Raw genomic sequence first — 15,113 nt, 5'->3', positions numbered from 1 at the left:
CCGGGGTGGCAGCGGACCCGGTACGCGACCGCGGGGCGACCACGATCGCCGACCGGGTCGTCGCGAAGATCGCCTCCCAGGCCGCACGTGAGGCGCTGGACGCCGTCCCGGAGGGCGGCTCGGCGCCGCACGCCTCGGTCGTCGTCCACCGGGACGTCGCCCGGGTCTCGGTCAACCTCGACCTCGCCTACCCGTCCGACATCGGCCGCCAGTGCGGGGCCGTCCGGGGCCGGGTCCGCAACCGCGTGGAGGGCCTCGTCGGCATGGAGGTCCACGAGGTCACCGTCCACGTGGAGCGCCTCCACTCCCCGCACACGCGCCAGAGCACCCCGAGGGGCCGCCTCTCATGACCACCACCCCGGCCCCCGCCCCGGGCCCGCACCCGCCCTCCGGCGAAGCCGAGGAGGCCGGGCCCCCCGACTCCGTACCCGTCCTCGCCGACGCCCCGGGACCCCGGGTGCGCCGCTTCTGGGCGGTCCGGCGGATCCCCGCCGCCGTCCTGGCGGCCGTCGTCCTCGGCGGAGCGGGGCTGCTCCTGTACGACGTGGCGGCCGTCCGGGCCGATCGCTCCGCCATGGCCTGGCGGCACGAGCTCGCCGACACGCTCGCGAGCAAACCCCTCGACAGCGCCACGGTCCTCACCGGCGCCGCCCTCGCCGTCCTGCTCGGCGTCTGGCTGCTGATCCTGGCCGCCACCCCCGGGCTGCGCGCCGTCCTCCCCATGCGCCGCGAACACGCCGACGTACGGGCCGGGCTCGACCGGGAGGCCGCCGCCCTCGCCCTGCGCGACCGCGCCATGGAGGTCTCCGGCGTCCAGTCCGTCCGGGTCCGCGTCGGCCGCGCCAAGGTGGGCGTCCGGGCCGTCTCGCACTTCCGGGCGCTCGACGAGGTCCGCGCCGACGTGGAGACCGTCCTCGCCACCGGCGTCGACGAACTCGGCCTCGCCCACCCGCCCGCGCTGACCGTACGGGTGACCCGACCGGCCAGGAAGGGGTGACCCGGTGACGGTCGTCCTCCGACGCGTCAACCGCGTCCTGCTCGGGCTCGCCGGGCTGCTCCTCGTCCTCGCCGGCGGCGCCGTCCTCGCCGCGGGCCTCGACCTGTCCGTGCCGTCCTGGTGGCCCTGGTCCGGCCCCTCCGACGTCCTGCTCTCCGCCGCCGACCGGCAGCGGTGGCGCGACGAGAGCTGGTGGTGGCCGGTGGTCATCGCGGGCCTCGGGCTCGTCGTCCTGCTCGCCCTGTGGTGGCTGCTCGTCCAGTTCCGGCGGGCCCGGCTCCGCGAGGTCCTCGTCGACACCGGCGACGGCGAGGGGGCGGTCCTGCGCGGCCGGGCCCTGGAGGACGTCCTGGAGGCGGACGCCGCCGCGCAGGACGGCGTGGCCAAGGCCCGGGTCTCCCTCACCGGCCGCCGCACCGCCCCCCGTACCCGCGTCGCCCTCCTCCTGGAGCCGCACGCCGTCCCGGGGGACGCCCTGAGCACCCTCAGCACCGAGGCCCTCGCGCACGCCCGGACGTCCGCGGGGCTGCCCGCGCTGCCGACGGAGGCCCGCCTGCGGGCCGTGAAGCACCGGGCCCGCAGGGTCACCTGAGCGCGGCTCAGAAGCCGCCGCGCGCGCCGCCGTCCACCGGGAGCATCAGCCCCGTCAGGTACGAGGCGGCCGGCGACAGCAGGAAGGCCGCCGTCCGCCCGAACTCCTCCGGGGTGCCGTAGCGGCGCAGCGGGATCGTGGCCTCGTTCGCCGCGCGGGCCGCGTCCGCGTCGCCGGAGAGCGCGTCGAGGGAGCGCACCCGGTCCGTGTCGATCCGGCTCGGCAGCAGCCCGACGACGCGGACCCCGCGCGGGCCCAGGTCGTTGGCGAGGGACTTCGCGAAGCCGGCGAGCCCCGGCCGCAGCCCGTTGGAGATGGTCAGGCCGGGGATCGGCTCGTGGACCGAACCGGACAGGACGAAGCCGATGACACCGCCCTCGGTGAGCGTGGCGGCCGCCGCGCGGGCCAGCCGTACGGCCCCGAGGAAGACGGTGTCGAAGGCGGCCGCCCACTGCTCGTCGGTGTTGTCGGCCGCGAAGCCGGGCGCCGGGCCGCCGACGCTGATCAGGACGCCGTCGAAGCCGCCGAAGCGCGCCCGGGCCTCGGCGATCAGCCGGTCAGGGGTGCCCGGATCGGCGTTGTCGGCGGCGACCCCGGCGACCTCGCCCGCACCCGCGACCCCGCCCGCACCGGCACCCAGCTCGGCCACCGCCTCCGCGACGGCCTTCTCCTCGCGCCCGGTGATCAGCACCTTCGCGCCCTCGGCGAGCAGCGCCTCCGCCGAGGCCCTGCCGAGCCCACGCGTCGCGCCGGTCACCACGTACACACGGTCCTTCAGTCCAAGATCCATGGCCCCATCCTGGCCTATCCCGCCGTCTCCGCAGCCGCCGCCGCCTCCTCCTCGGCGGCCAGGGCGAAGGCGGTGCCCACGAGCCCGATGTGGCTGAAGGCCTGCGGGAAGTTCCCCAGCTGGCGCCGGGCCACCGGGTCGTACTCCTCCGCGAGGAGCCCCACGTCGTTGCGGAGGGCGACGAGCCGGTCGAAGAGCCGGCGCGCCTCCTCGGTCCTGCCGGTCAACCGCAGCGCGTCCGCCAGCCAGAACGAGCAGACGAGGAACGTCCCCTCCTGGCCGGGCAGCCCGTCCACCGTCCCGGAGTCCGTGCTGTACCGGCGCAGGAAGCCGCCGTGCAGCAGCTCCTTCCGCACCGCGTCCACCGTCCCGACGACCCGGGGGTCGTCCGGCGGCAGGAAGCCGACCTGCGGGATGAGCAGGGTGGCGGCGTCCAGCTCCCGGGAGCCGTACGACTGGGTGAAGGTGTTCCGCTCGGGGTCGTACGCCTTCGCGCACACCTCGGCGTGGATCTCGTCGCGCATCGCCCGCCACCGCGCCGGATCGCCCGGCAGCGACGGATCCGCCTCCAGGGTGCGCACCGCCCGGTCGGCGGCCACCCAGGCCATCACCTTCGAGTGGGTGAAGTGGCGGCGCGGCCCGCGGACCTCCCACAGGCCCTCGTCGGGGTTCCGCCAGGTCGACTCCAGGAAGCCGAGCAGGCTCAGCTGGAGGTTCCAGGCGTGCCGCTCCGCCGGGATCCCGGCCTCGCGCGCCCGGTTGAGCGAGTCCATGACCTCGCCGTACACGTCGAGCTGGAACTGCTCCACGGCCGCGTTCCCGGTCCGTACCGGCGCCGAGTCGGCGTAGCCGCGCAGCCACGGCAGCGTCGTCTCGGGCAGCCGGCGCTCTCCGGCGGGGCCGTACATGATCTGGAGGTCGGCCGGGTCGCCCGCGACCGAGCGCAGCAGCCAGTCCCGCCAGGCGGCCGCCTCCTCGACGTATCCGGCGGAGAGGAGCGCGCCGAGGGTGAGGGAGGAGTCGCGCAGCCAGCACGCCCGGTAGTCCCAGTTCCGTACGCCGCCGAGCTCCTCCGGCAGCGAGGTGGTGGGGGCGGCGACGATCCCGCCGGTCGGGGCGTACGTGAGGGCCTTGAGGGTGATCAGGGAGCGCAGCACCGCCTCCCGGTGGGGGCCGCGGTAGGTGCAGCGGGCCGCCCACGCCCGCCAGTCCTCCAGGGACAGCTCCAGGGCCTCGAAGGGGTCGACGAGGTCGGGGCGCGGCTCGTGGGAGGGGTGCCAGGTCAGGACGAAGGCGACCTTCTCGCGGGCGGCGACGGTGAAGGAGGAGCAGGTGGCGAACTGCTGGCCCCAGGTCTTCACGGGCGGCTCGCTGCGCAGCCAGACGGCGTCGGGCCCGGCGACCGCGACCCGGTGGCCGTCGGCGCGGCGCACCCAGGGCACGATCGAGCCGTAGTCGAAGCGCAGCCGCAGGGCGGCGCTCATCTCGACGGTGCCGCTGACGCCCTCCACGATCCGCATGACGTCGGGCGACTTGTCCCGCTGCGGCATGAAGTCGACGACCTTGACGGTGCCGGTGCGGGTCGTCCAGAAGGTCTCCAGGATCAGGGAGTCCTCGACGTAGCGGCGGCTCGTGCAGGTCGTGGCGCCCTTGGGCGCGATGCGCCAGTGGCCGTTGTTCTCGTCGCCGAGGAGCGCGGCGAAACAGGCGGCCGAGTCGAAGCGGGGCAGACACAGCCAGTCGATCGACCCGTCACGGCCGACGAGCGCGGCGGTCTGGAGATCGCCGATGAGGGCGTAGTCGTCGATACGTTGCGTCACGCTTTGGGCTGTTCCCGGAAGCGGCGGCCGTCAATCAGAGGGACGGGGTGGCCTGGACCGCAGCGGTGTCCCCGGCAGGTGCCTCCGGGGCGTCGGAGGCAGCCCCGTCGCCGTCCCCGTCGCCGTCCCCGGCCCCGCTCCCGGCGGCTCCGGCGCGGGCGGCGGCCTCCTGGTCGCGCTTCTCCCGGCGCACGAGGATCACCCAGCCGACGGGCACCCCTGCGGTGAAGAGCCACCACTGCACGGCGTACGCCATGTGGGCGCCGATCGAGTCGTGGTCGGGCTCGGGGATCAGCTCGGGGGTGTCGCCGACCGGATCGGGGGCGGTCTGTTCGAGGTAGCCGCCGAGGACCTCGCGGCCGATGAGCGCGGCCTGCTGCTCGCTGTTGATCAGCATGACCTGGCGGTCCGGCAGGCCCTTCAGGTCCTTGATGCCGCTGGCGCCGGTCGTCTCGTCCGCCTTGAGCCGGCCGGTGACGGTGATCTCGCCCTTGGGGGCGGGCGGCACCGACGGGTAGGAACGCTGGTCGGCGGCGGCCGGCACCCAGCCGCGGTTGACCAGGACGACGCGGCCGTCCCGGAGGACGAGCGGCGTCAGGACGAGCACGCCCTGCCGGTCGTCGGAGTTCGTGCGACGGCGGACGACCACCTCGTGGGAGGTGTCGAAGGTGCCGGTGGCGGTGACCTGCCGCCAGTAGTCGGCGCGCGGGACGGTGTGGCCGGGGGAGGTGAGCTCCCCGACCGGGACCGGCTTCGCCTTGAGGTTGTCTGCGATCAGGGCGTTCTGGGCCACGCGGCGTTCGTGCCGGTGGAACTGCCAGAAACCCAGCTCGATCATCGTGGGGATGAGAACGAGGGCGATGAGGGTGAGGATCACCCACTGCCGGGACAACAGGAAGCGGTACACCCCATGACGGTACAACTGCGGTCATGGGGTGCACGCGGCGGGGTTCGGCCGACTCGGAGGCCGACCCCAGGATCGTTTCCTCACACCCTGTCGACGATGCCCACCTTTCCCTCCGCGCGGGCGCAGTGGGCGCCGCAGAACCAGCTGCCCTCGACCTCGACGCCCTGTCCGATGATCTGGACGCGGCAGTGCTCGCAGATGGGCGCCATGCGGTGGATGGCGCAGGAGAAACAGTCGAAGACGTGAATCGCACCCTGGGCATGAACCTCGAAGGACATGCCGTAATCGTTTCCGCAGACCTCACAACGTGCCATGCGCCACAGGGTGGAGCGCCCGGCGGGCGGGCGCAGCGAGGCACGCCCACCCGGCCCCGCGCGTCACCCGTCTGCCGGGGCCACGTCCCGCAGCAGCTGCGTGTAGGCCGCCTCGTCGACGACCGGCGTCCCGAAGGACTTCGCCTTCAGCGTCTTGGAGGTGTGCGCGTCGGGGTCGTTCGTGACGAGGAGGCTCGTCAGCCGGGAGACGCTCGTGGCGACGTGGAGCCCGGCGTCGACCGTACGGTCCTCCAGGAGCTCGCGGTCGACGGAGGTGTCGCCGGAGAAGGCCACCCGCATGCCCTGCTTGAGGGGGCGGTCCTTCTCGTACCGCCCGGGGTTGGGGTACGGGCAGGCCGGGCGCTTCCGGGAGGGGCGCCAGCTGTTCATGCGGTACGCGGAGGCGGAGGACGACGACGGGTACGAGCCCTGGTGGCCGACCCGGGGCTGCGCGGGGGCCCCGGCCCACTCCGTCAGCGGCCGGCACTCCAGGAGCGGCAGCCGGACGTTCCGCTCGGCCGCCGTGTGCAGGCTCGGCCGGAACGCCTCGGCGAGGACCCGCGCGTCGTCCAGCGCGTTGTGCGCGCGCTGCTGGACGACGCCGAAGTGCGCGGCGAGCGACTCCAGCTTGTGGTTGGGCAGCGGCAGCGACAGCTCCTTGGCGAGCGCGATCGTGCACAGCCGCTGGCGCACCGGCGCGGCCGACTCGGCGCGCGCGTACTCCCTGGCGATCATCTGCCAGTCGAACATCGCGTTGTGCGCGACCAGGACCCGGCCGTCGAGCCGGGCCGCGAACTCCGCCGCGATCTCCGGGAAGAGCGGCGCGCCCTCCAGGACGTCGGTGGTCAGCCCGTGGATCCAGACGGGACCGGGGTCGCGCTCGGGGTTGACGAGCGTGTACCAGTGGTCCTCGACGTTCCCCTGGGCGTCCAGCCGGTAGACGGCAGCCGACACTATCCGGTCGTCGCGGGCGAGGCCGGTGGTCTCCACGTCGACGACCGCGTACCCCTGTGGGTAGGCGGCCGGCCACGTCGCTGCTGTCGTACGGTCGTCGAGCATGGTCAATGAGAATACGGCCCGCGACCGACAGTGCCGTCCCCGGTGTCCCCGCCGGTCCCGCCGGCGGGGGTGAGCAGACCGTCCACCAGGGCCCGTACGGAGTCGACGAAGAGGGCCTCGGTGTCGATCGGCGCGGCCAGGGCGCGGGCCAGCTCGGGGTCGGCCTCGGCGGTCTCCTCGCGCCACAGCTCCTCCTCGGCGGGGGACTGGGCGGGGGCCCGCTCGCGGTTGCGCTCGACCAGCACGTACCCGACGACCTGGAACTGCAGCGCGCGGACGGCCCGCGCCGCGTGCGCCCCGCGCAGCCCCGCCGCGTGGGCTTCGTGGACCAGGGCGCGCTGGGCCGGCAGGAACATCCGCTCCGTCAGGCCCCGTTCGTGGACCATCGCCACCAGGTGCGGGCGCTCGCGCAGGGCGCGGCGGAGCGCGCGGGCGACCGAGACGATCCGCTCGGCGGGGTTCGTCCCGCGCGGGCGGATCGTGCCGAGATCGGTGACCGTACGGGTGACGAGCGCGTCGAGGAGCGACTCGCGGTTGCCGACGTGCCAGTAGATCGAGGTGACCGCCGTGCCCAGCTCGGCAGCGAGCCTGCGCATGGTCAGGGCGCCCGGCCCGTGCTCCCTCACCAGGGCGGCCGCGGTGTCCAGGACTTCGTCGCGGCTCAGCGCCGAGCGTGCCATCGCTTCCCCCAACTCCTCTGCGTGCACGGGTCTTTACCCTTCATCGGTCACGGTGTAACTGTGTTACAGGCCGAGTGTCCAGCCGACTGTCCCGAAGGGTGGTACGTCATGGCACGAGTACGGTACGGAGCGCGCACCGAGGTCGAGGCCGCCGCGGCCCGCGAGCGGAGCTCCCGCCTCCCCGACATCTGGTCCACCGGAGTGGTCGCCGTCTGGGAGACCGACCCCGACGTCGTCGCGGCGATCCTGCCGCCCCCGCTGAAACCCACCGCACGCCCGCTCGTCCGCGCCAACATCAGCCGGGTCGACCTGCCCGGCTACCCCCTCGGCGCCGGCTCCGTGGCGGTCGCCGCCGCCCACGGCGACCGCGAGGGCTGGTACCCGCTGGTCATGCCGATGACCCACGAGCGCGCCCTGATCGGCGGCCGCGAGGTCTTCGGCGAACCGAAGAAGCTGGGCGAGGTCACGGTCGAGCGCGAAGGGCTCGTCGTCCGCGCGGCCCTCGCCCGGCACGGCATCGCCTTCGTCGAGGTGCGCGGGGCCGTCTCCGGCCCGCTGCCGCTGCCGGAGCCCGTCCAGAAGACCGACTTCTACTTCAAGTTCCTGCCCGGCGTCGACGGCACCGGCTTCGACGGCGACCCCGTCCTCGTCCACTGCGTCCGCAACGAGAAGGTGCGGAAGCTGGAGCGGGTCACCGGTGACGTGATCCTGCGCGAGTCCATGTACGACCCGGTGGCCGACCTCCCCGTACGCCGGCTCGTCGAGATCACGATCGGCGAGAAGACCACCGACCAGCGGGGCACGGTCGCCGAGCGCGTCTCCGCGCAGGCGCTGCTGCCCTACATCCACCAGCGGTACGACGACCCGCTGCAGATCCTCGACGGCCCCCCGGAAGGAAGTGTCTGATGGAGCTGCGCGCGGGACAGGTCGCCGTCGTCACCGGCGCGGCGAGCGGCATCGGGCGCGCCATGGCCCGCCGCTTCGCCGCCGAGGGCATGGCCGTCGTCCTCGGGGACGTCGAGCCGGGCGCGCTCGCGGAGGCCGCCGACGAGCTGATGGAGGGCGGGGCGCAGGTCCTCGCCCGGACGGTCGACGTCTCCGACCCCGACGAGGTCCGGGCGTTCGCGGAGGCGGCGTTCGACACCTTCGGAGCGGTCCACGTCCTCTGCAACAACGCCGGCGTCGGCTCCGGCGCCGAGGGCCGGATGTGGGAGCACGAGCCGAACGACTGGAAGTGGGCGTTCTCCGTCAACGTCTGGGGCGTCTTCCACGGCATCCAGGCCTTCGTCCCCCGCATGATCGCGAGCGGCGAGCCCGGCCACGTCGTCAACACCTCCTCCGCCGACGGCGGCATCGCCCCCCTGCCCACCGCCTCCGTGTACGCGGTCACCAAGGCGGCCGTCGTCACCATGACCGAGTCGCTCTACGCCCACCTCCGGGCCGAGCACGCGCGCGTGGGCGCCTCCGTGCTCTTCCCCGGCCCGCACATGCTCCGCACCGGCCTGTGGGAGTCGCACCGCAACCGGCCCGAGCGGTTCGCCAAGGAACGCCCGCGGAAGACGCCGTACCGCAGCCTCGACCAGTGGGAGGCCGCGATGAAGGAGGCGGGGCAGGAGATCGCCTTCACCCCGGTGGAGGAGGTCGCCGAGCTGGTCGTCGACGGCATCCGCGCCGACCGGTTCTGGATGCTGCCGGAGAGCGAGCACAGCGACGGCCAGATCCGGGCGCGCTCGCGGTCGATGCTCGACCGCGCCAACCCGGCGTACCTGGAGAGCTTCATCCTCGACCGGGCCCCGGCCCCGGCCAAGGACCGAGAAGGCGACCGAGCCGGCGACCGCCCCGGCGACCGAGACTGAAGGACGCACCGCCATGACGACGTACGAGGATCCGTATCTGATCATCTCCTCCGACTGTCACGCCGGACTGCCCACCGAGCGATACCGGCCCTATCTGGAGTCCCGCCACCACCGCGCCTTCGACGAGTTCCTCGCCGGGCGCGACGCGCGCCGCGAGGCGATGACCCGCCTCGGCGTACGCAACGAGGCCTTCGCCGACAAGTGGTTCCACGACAACGAGGAGGGCCTGCGCGGCGGCTGGGACGCCGCCCAGCGGCTCAAGGAGCTCGACGGCGACGGGGTCGCCGCCGAGGTCGTCTTCCCCGACGCGGACGCCGTCGACAGCCAGACCGCCGCCCCCTTCGGCGTCGGCCTCGGCCTCTCCGGCGACCAGGACCCGGTCCTCGGCATGGCCGGCGCGAAGGCGCACAACCGCTGGCTGGCCGAGTTCGTCGGACAGAACCCGCAGCGGCACTGCGGGGTCGCGCTGCTCCCCGTCACCGCCGACCCCGTCGAGGTCGTCGCCGAGATCCACCGGGCCAAGGAGTCCGGGCTCGGCGCGCTCATGATCCCCTCGATGTGGGTGGACAAGGCCCCCTACCACGACCGGCGTTACGACCCGGTGTGGGCGGCCGCCGCCGAGACCGGCATGCCGGTCGTCACCCACTCCGGCGCCGCGCCGCGCGAGGAGTACGGCGACCACCTCGGGATCTACGTCTCCGAGGTCACCTTCTGGCCGGCCAGGCCGCTCTGGTTCCTCCTCTGGTCCGGGGTCTTCGAGCGCCACCCCGGACTGAGGTTCGGCGTCGCCGAGTCCGGCTGCTGGTGGCTGCCCAACCTGCTCTGGTTCATGGACCGGCTCTACCTCGGCGCGCACGGCGGCAAGAAGCTGTCCCCGTTCGCGGAGCTGAAGCGGCCGCCGAGCGAGTACCTGGACCGGCAGGTCTTCATCTGCGCGACCAACACCAAGCGGCGCGAGCTCGCCCAGCGGTACGAGATCGGCGTCGACAACATCCTGTGGGGCTCGGACTTCCCGCACCCGGAGGGGACCTGGCCCGCCACCCGCGCGTGGCTGCGGAACACCTTCCACGACATCCCGGTGGAGGAGACCCGGCGCATGCTCGGCCTGGCGGCGGCGGAGGTCTTCGGATTCGACCTCCCGGCCCTCGAACCGATCGCCCGCCGGATCGGCCCCACCCCCGCCGAGCTCGGCCAGCCGGCCGACCAGACGGCCGTGGAGGCGTCCTGGGCGCGCTCCCGCGAGGTCGGCCGCCACTGGCTGACGGACCACGACTTCCCGGTCCTGGGCGTGACGTCATGACGGACCGCTACACGGTGATCTCCGCCGACTGCCACGCCGGCGCCGACCTCCTCGACTACCGGCCGTACCTGGAGAAGAGGCACCACGAGGCCTTCGACGCCTGGGCGGCCGGCTACGTCAACCCGTACGAGGACCTGCTCGCCGACACCGCCGACCGCAACTGGAACTCGCAGCGCCGCCTGCGGGAGCTGGAGGCCGACGGGATCGTCGCCGAGGTCGTCTTCCCGAACACCATCCCGCCGTTCTTCCCGTCCGCCTCCCTGATGGCCCCGGCGCCGACCCGCGAGGAGTACGAGCTCCGCTGGGCGGGCCTGCGCGCGCACAACCGCTGGCTCGCCGACTTCTGCGCGGACGCGCCGGGCCGTAGGGCGGGCGTGGCGCAGATCCTCCTCAACGACGTCGACGAGGCCGTACGCGAGATCCGCCGCGTCAAGGAGGCCGGACTGACCGGCGGGATCCTGCTGCCCGGCGCCCCGCCCGGCAGCGGCGTGCCCGAGCTGTACTCGGAGGCGTACGACCCGATCTGGGCCGTCTGCGCGGAGCTGGACGTGCCGGTCAACCACCACGGCGGCTCGGCCTCGCCGCCGCTCGGCGACGAACCGGCGGCCCGGGCCGTCTTCATGGTGGAGACGACCTGGTTCTCCCACCGGGCCCTGTGGCACCTCGTGTTCGGCGGCGCGTTCCGTCGCCACCCGGACCTCAAGCTGGTCCTGACGGAACAGGGCTCCGGCTGGATCCCCGGGGTCATGGACATGCTGGACTACTACCACGGACGGCTGGTCGCCGCGGCCTCGCGGGCCACCACCGCCGAGTCCAAGTTCGGCGCCGGGCTCGCGGAGTCCATGGGCAAGGGCCCCAGCGAGGTCTGGCGCGACAACTGCTTCGTCGGCGCGAGCTTCATGCGCCCGCACGAGGTGCCGCTGCGCCACCGGATCGGCCTCGACAAGATCATGTGGGGCAGCGACTACCCGCACGACGAGGGCACCACGCCGTACTCCCGCGAAGGCCTCCGCATCGCCTACGCGGGCGTGCCGAGGGAGGAGGTCGCCGCCATGGTCGGGGGCAACGCCGCCCGCGTCTACGGCTTCGACCTCGCGCTCCTCGACCCCCTCGCCGCCGTCCACGGCCCGGAGGTCGCGGAGATCGCCACGCCCCTGGAGAAGATCCCGGAGGAGGCGACCAGCCCGGCCTTCGCCCCGGGCGGGTCGGTCCGCGTCTGGTGAACCGCCGGGTGCGAACCTCCTGACGTGACCGCACCCGCAGCATCCGACGACGTACCCGACGCAGCGCACGACGAGGCCCACGGCGGAGCCCTCGGCTCCCGTCTCAACTGGCTCCGGGCCGCCGTGCTCGGAGCCAACGACGGAGTCGTCTCCACCGCGGGCCTCGTCGTGGGCGTCGCGGGCGCCACGGAGTCCCAGGCGGCCCTGCTCACCGCCGGCCTCGCGGGGCTGCTCGCCGGGTCGATGTCGATGGCGGCGGGGGAGTACGTCTCCGTCTCCACCCAGCGCGACTCGGAGGAGGCCGCGCTCGCCCAGGAGAAGCGCGAACTGCGCGAGCGGCCGGAGGCCGAACTGGACGAGCTGACCGGGCTCCTGGCCGCCCGCGGGCTCTCCTCGGACGTGGCCCGCGAGGCCGCCGAGCAGCTCACCGAGCGCGACGCCCTGCGCGCCCACGCGCGCGTGGAGCTGGGCATCGACCCCGACGCCCTCACCAACCCCTGGCACGCGGCCGGCGCCAGCTTCCTCGCCTTCACCGTCGGCGCCCTGCTCCCCCTCCTCGCGATCGTCCTGCCGCCGGCCCCGGCCCGCCTCTGGGTCACGGTCGCGTCCGTCCTGGCGGCCCTCACCCTCACCGGCTGGTGGAGCGCCCGCCTCGGCAGCGCCCCCGCGGGCCGCGCGATCCTCCGCAACGTCGGCGGCGGCGCGCTCGCGATGGCGGTCACGTACCTCGCGGGCTCGCTCCTCGGCGCCACCGGGCTCTGACAGGCTTGTCAGAAGGTGCCAAAGCTTGCTGACAAGCCGTCTCGCATACTTGTTGGTAACAACGTCTAGCGGGCCCCCGCCCGCCCCGCCTACCGTCGACGGCATGCCGAACCTGCCCGATGTCGTGCTCTGGTCCATACCGGCGTTCGTCCTGCTCACCGTCCTGGAGATGGTCAGCCACCGCATCCACCCCGACGAGGACGCCGCCGGGTACGAGACCAAGGACGCCGCCACCAGCCTCGGCATGGGGATCGGGAGCCTCGCCTTCGACGCGCTGTGGAAGATCCCCGTGGTCGCGATCTACACCGCCGTCTACGAGCTCACCCCGCTCCGCGTCCCCGTCCTGTGGTGGACGATCCCGCTGATGCTGCTCGCACAGGACTTCCTCTACTACTGGCAGCACCGCGGACACCACGTCATCCGCATCCTCTGGGCCTGCCACGTCGTCCACCACAGCAGCCGCAAGTTCAACCTCACCACCGCCCTGCGCCAGCCGTGGACCAGCGTGACGGGCTGGCCGTTCTACCTGCCGATGATCGCCCTCGGCGTGCACCCGGCGGCCGTCGCCTTCTGCTACTCGATCAATCTCGTCTACCAGTTCTGGATCCACACCGAGCGCGTCGGGAAGCTGCCCCGGCCCTTCGAGTACGTCCTCAACACGCCCTCGCACCACCGCGTCCACCACGCCTCCCAGGGCGGCTACCTGGACCGGAACTTCGGCGGGATCCTCATCGTCTGGGACCGGATGTTCGGCTCCTGGGTCGGCGAGACCGACCGGCCCGTCTACGGCCTCACCAAGAACATCGAGACGTACAACCCGCTGCGCGTCGCCACCCACGAGTACGCCGCCATCGCCCGCGACGTCCGCTCGGCGAGCGACTGGCGCGAGCGGGCCGGCCGGGTCTTCCGCGGCCCCGGCTGGCAGCCGGGAGCCCCCTCGCCCAAGCCCCCGCAGACCGGTGCCGCGCCGGAGGCCGCCGCGTGAGCGCCGCCCCGACGGCCGTCCCCGCCGCCTCGCCCTCCTCGACCGTCTCCCGCGCGCTGCTCGCCGCCTTCGGCCTCGCCGCCGCCGTCGACCTGGTCTCCCTCCTCGCCGGCGCCGAGCTCGGCCACCAGCTCGCCAAACCGCTCCTGATGCCCCTGCTCGCCGCGTACGCCGTCACCCGGGGCGCCCCGAAGCTCCTCGTCGCCGCGCTCCTCTTCGGCTGGGGCGGCGACGTCTTCCTGCTCTCCGACGCCGACTGGGCCTTCCTCGTCGGCATGGGCTCCTTCGCCGGCGGACACGTCTGCTACCTGGTCCTCTTCGGCCGACGGCGTACGTCGCCGCTCCTCGGCGCCGCATACGCGGCCGCCCTCGTCGGCACCGTCGCGCTCCTCTGGCCCGACCTCCCCGCCGACCTGCGGATTCCCGTCGCCGGGTACTCGCTCCTGCTCACCGCGATGGCCTACCGCGCGAGCGCCCTCGGGCGCGTCGCCGGCGTCGGCGGCGCGCTGTTCCTGTTGTCCGACACCCTCATCGCCACCGGCGTCGCCGAGTGGCCCCAGCTGCCGGCCCCCGACTTCTGGGTCATGCTGACCTACATCGCGGCGCAGTACCTGCTGACCGCGGGAGTGCTCTCCGCGATGTACGGTGAACGTCGTACAACTGTCTGACAGCAAGGACCGCCCCCCATGCGCGCCACCACCATCCACGCCCCGTTCGACATGCGCGTGGAGGACGTGCCCGACCCGGTGATCCAGGACTCCACCGATGTCGTCCTGCGCGTCCTGCGCGCCTGCATCTGCGGCAGCGACCTGTGGGCCTACCGCGGAGAGTCGGCCCGGAAGCCCGGCCAGCGCATCGGCCACGAGTTCCTCGGCATCGTCGAGGCGGCCGGCTCCGACGTCACCGGCTTCGCCGCCGGCGACCTCGTCGTCGCCCCCTTCGTCTGGTCCGACGGCACCTGCGAGTACTGCGCCGAGGGCCTCCAGACCTCCTGCCCGCGCGGCGGCTTCTGGGGCTCGGTCGGCTCCGACGGCGGCCAGGGCGAGGCCGTCCGCGTCCCCTTCGCCGACGGCACGCTCGTCAAGCTCCCCGCCGACGCCGCCTCCGACGACCACCTGCTGACCGCGCTGCTTGCCCTCTCCGACGTCATGGGCACCGGCCACCACGCCGCCCTCGGCGCCGGCGTGACGCGGGGCTCCACCGTCGCGGTCGTCGGCGACGGCGCCGTCGGCCTCTGCGGCGTCCTCGCCGCCAAGCGCCTCGGCGCCGAGCGGATCATCGCCCTCGGCCGGCACACCGCCCGGACCGACATCGCCCGCGCCTTCGGCGCCACCGACGTCGTCGCCGAGCGCGGCGAGGCGGCCGAGGCCGCCGTCCGCGAGCTCACCGGCGGCCAGGGCGCCCACGCCGTCATCGAGGCCGTCGGCACCGAGCAGTCCATGCGGACCGCCGTCGCCATCGCCCGCGACGGCGGCTCCATCGGCTACGTCGGCGTCCCGCACGGCAGCGGCACCGGCCTCGACCTGTCCGTCATGTTCGACCGGAACATCGCGCTGCGCGGCGGCGTCGCGCCCGTTCGCGCGTACATCCCGGAGCTGCTCCCGGACGTCCTCGACGGCACCATCGACCCGTCCCCGGTCTTCGACCTGACCGTCGGCCTCGACGGCGTCCCCGGCGGCTACCAGGCCATGGACGAGCGCACGGCCCTGAAGGTCCTGGTCAAGCCGTAGGCGGCCGGCCGGGGGTGCGCCCGCCTCGGCTTCACCGCCGAGCAGGTGCGCCCCCGGCCCGTGCCTCCCGGCCCGCGCTCGGCCCGCGCCTCCCGGCC

General features: G+C 73.8%; 16 protein-coding genes and 1 pseudogene. 11 read left to right on the top strand and 6 right to left on the bottom strand.

All coding sequences use genetic code 11. The features are described from left to right. The first annotated feature begins 5 nt into the window (after positions 1-5). Genes ACZ6K0_RS42730 through amaP form a run of 3 tightly spaced genes read left to right on the top strand, consistent with a single transcriptional unit; the run spans position 6 to position 1,589 of the window. Positions 6-350 (top strand): Asp23/Gls24 family envelope stress response protein, encoded by a 345-nt coding sequence (locus ACZ6K0_RS42730; protein WP_469228079.1) that lies wholly within the window; start codon positions 6-8, stop codon positions 348-350. Further along, positions 347-997, top strand: coding sequence for a DUF6286 domain-containing protein (locus ACZ6K0_RS42725; RefSeq protein ID WP_469228077.1), 651 nt, complete (start codon positions 347-349; stop codon positions 995-997). The genes ACZ6K0_RS42730 and ACZ6K0_RS42725 overlap by 4 nt, the downstream gene beginning before the upstream one ends. A 4-nt stretch (positions 998-1,001) precedes the next feature. Then, entirely contained in the window at positions 1,002-1,589 is a 588-nt protein-coding gene (amaP, locus tag ACZ6K0_RS42720; protein WP_376394753.1) for an alkaline shock response membrane anchor protein AmaP, read from the top strand. A 7-nt stretch (positions 1,590-1,596) separates the two neighbouring features. Here amaP and ACZ6K0_RS42715 read toward each other — a convergent pair whose 3' ends face one another. The 6 genes from ACZ6K0_RS42715 to ACZ6K0_RS42690 all read right to left on the bottom strand — a co-directional run bounded on the left by ACZ6K0_RS42715 (position 1,597) and on the right by ACZ6K0_RS42690 (position 7,159). Then, on the bottom strand, positions 1,597-2,379 hold the full coding sequence (locus tag ACZ6K0_RS42715) for an SDR family oxidoreductase (RefSeq protein ID WP_469228075.1): 783 nt from the start codon (positions 2,377-2,379) through the stop codon (positions 1,597-1,599). A 14-nt stretch (positions 2,380-2,393) separates the two neighbouring features. Further along, complete coding sequence (locus ACZ6K0_RS42710) at positions 2,394-4,199, bottom strand: glycoside hydrolase family 15 protein (RefSeq protein WP_469228073.1); 1,806 nt, start codon at positions 4,197-4,199, stop codon at positions 2,394-2,396. A gap of 34 nt (positions 4,200-4,233) precedes the next feature. Further along, positions 4,234-5,106, bottom strand: a complete 873-nt coding sequence (locus ACZ6K0_RS42705) for an SURF1 family cytochrome oxidase biogenesis protein (protein WP_469228071.1) — start codon at positions 5,104-5,106, stop codon at positions 4,234-4,236. An 80-nt stretch (positions 5,107-5,186) separates the two neighbouring features. Continuing rightward, a complete protein-coding gene (locus tag ACZ6K0_RS42700; protein WP_376394741.1) occupies positions 5,187-5,420 on the bottom strand; it encodes a hypothetical protein in 234 nt (77 codons plus the stop codon). Between the two features lie 63 nt (positions 5,421-5,483). After that, complete coding sequence (locus ACZ6K0_RS42695; RefSeq protein ID WP_469228069.1) at positions 5,484-6,485, bottom strand: DEDDh family exonuclease; 1,002 nt, start codon at positions 6,483-6,485, stop codon at positions 5,484-5,486. Beyond that, positions 6,482-7,159, bottom strand: a complete 678-nt coding sequence (locus ACZ6K0_RS42690) for a TetR/AcrR family transcriptional regulator (RefSeq protein ID WP_376394735.1) — start codon at positions 7,157-7,159, stop codon at positions 6,482-6,484. The genes ACZ6K0_RS42695 and ACZ6K0_RS42690 overlap by 4 nt, the downstream gene beginning before the upstream one ends. A 108-nt stretch (positions 7,160-7,267) precedes the next feature. Here ACZ6K0_RS42690 and ACZ6K0_RS42685 point away from each other — a divergent pair, with 108 nt between their 5' ends. The 8 genes and pseudogenes from ACZ6K0_RS42685 to ACZ6K0_RS42650 all read left to right on the top strand — a co-directional run bounded on the left by ACZ6K0_RS42685 (position 7,268) and on the right by ACZ6K0_RS42650 (position 15,015). Further along, a complete protein-coding gene (locus ACZ6K0_RS42685) occupies positions 7,268-8,065 on the top strand; it encodes an acetoacetate decarboxylase family protein (protein WP_376394732.1) in 798 nt (265 codons plus the stop codon). Next, positions 8,065-8,946, top strand: a pseudogene (locus ACZ6K0_RS42680) (SDR family NAD(P)-dependent oxidoreductase); the annotation flags it as partial. The gene ACZ6K0_RS42685 and the pseudogene ACZ6K0_RS42680, both read left to right, overlap by 1 nt. Before the next feature lie 82 nt (positions 8,947-9,028). Next, on the top strand, positions 9,029-10,315 hold the full coding sequence (locus tag ACZ6K0_RS42675; RefSeq protein ID WP_469228067.1) for an amidohydrolase family protein: 1,287 nt from the start codon (positions 9,029-9,031) through the stop codon (positions 10,313-10,315). Next, positions 10,312-11,538 (top strand): amidohydrolase family protein, encoded by a 1,227-nt coding sequence (locus ACZ6K0_RS42670; protein ID WP_469228065.1) that lies wholly within the window; start codon positions 10,312-10,314, stop codon positions 11,536-11,538. Before ACZ6K0_RS42675 ends, ACZ6K0_RS42670 begins: the two co-directional genes overlap by 4 nt. Positions 11,539-11,562: 24 nt before the next feature. Beyond that, the gene (locus ACZ6K0_RS42665; RefSeq protein ID WP_376394724.1) at positions 11,563-12,300 is read left to right on the top strand and encodes a VIT1/CCC1 transporter family protein; all 738 of its coding nucleotides are present in this window, start codon (positions 11,563-11,565) and stop codon (positions 12,298-12,300) included. A 103-nt stretch (positions 12,301-12,403) separates the two neighbouring features. Then, a complete protein-coding gene (locus ACZ6K0_RS42660) occupies positions 12,404-13,285 on the top strand; it encodes a sterol desaturase family protein (protein ID WP_376394721.1) in 882 nt (293 codons plus the stop codon). Beyond that, entirely contained in the window at positions 13,282-13,953 is a 672-nt protein-coding gene (locus tag ACZ6K0_RS42655) for a lysoplasmalogenase (RefSeq protein ID WP_469228064.1), read from the top strand. Before ACZ6K0_RS42660 ends, ACZ6K0_RS42655 begins: the two co-directional genes overlap by 4 nt. 18 nt (positions 13,954-13,971) lie before the next feature. Beyond that, complete coding sequence (locus ACZ6K0_RS42650) at positions 13,972-15,015, top strand: zinc-dependent alcohol dehydrogenase family protein (protein ID WP_376394716.1); 1,044 nt, start codon at positions 13,972-13,974, stop codon at positions 15,013-15,015. The last annotated feature ends 98 nt before the right edge of the window (positions 15,016-15,113 follow it).

The organism is Streptomyces sp. NPDC042346 (genome assembly GCF_055581845.1).
The sequence above is the reverse complement of the archived record's forward strand: the minus strand, read 5'-3'. Positions and strand labels throughout refer to the sequence as shown.

What these genes read in the sequence shown, in the direction of transcription:
- ACZ6K0_RS42690 (WP_376394735.1), bottom strand. Translation starts at nt 7,159, where the DNA reads ATGGCACGCTCGGCGCTGAGCCGCGACGAAGTCCTGGACACCGCGGCC.
- ACZ6K0_RS42700 (WP_376394741.1), bottom strand. Translation starts at nt 5,420, where the DNA reads ATGGCACGTTGTGAGGTCTGCGGAAACGATTACGGCATGTCCTTCGAG.
- ACZ6K0_RS42650 (WP_376394716.1), top strand. Translation starts at nt 13,972, where the DNA reads ATGCGCGCCACCACCATCCACGCCCCGTTCGACATGCGCGTGGAGGAC.
- ACZ6K0_RS42675 (WP_469228067.1), top strand. Translation starts at nt 9,029, where the DNA reads ATGACGACGTACGAGGATCCGTATCTGATCATCTCCTCCGACTGTCAC.
- ACZ6K0_RS42660 (WP_376394721.1), top strand. Translation starts at nt 12,404, where the DNA reads ATGCCGAACCTGCCCGATGTCGTGCTCTGGTCCATACCGGCGTTCGTC.
- ACZ6K0_RS42685 (WP_376394732.1), top strand. Translation starts at nt 7,268, where the DNA reads ATGGCACGAGTACGGTACGGAGCGCGCACCGAGGTCGAGGCCGCCGCG.
- ACZ6K0_RS42715 (WP_469228075.1), bottom strand. Translation starts at nt 2,379, where the DNA reads ATGGATCTTGGACTGAAGGACCGTGTGTACGTGGTGACCGGCGCGACG.
- ACZ6K0_RS42670 (WP_469228065.1), top strand. Translation starts at nt 10,312, where the DNA reads ATGACGGACCGCTACACGGTGATCTCCGCCGACTGCCACGCCGGCGCC.
- ACZ6K0_RS42725 (WP_469228077.1), top strand. Translation starts at nt 347, where the DNA reads ATGACCACCACCCCGGCCCCCGCCCCGGGCCCGCACCCGCCCTCCGGC.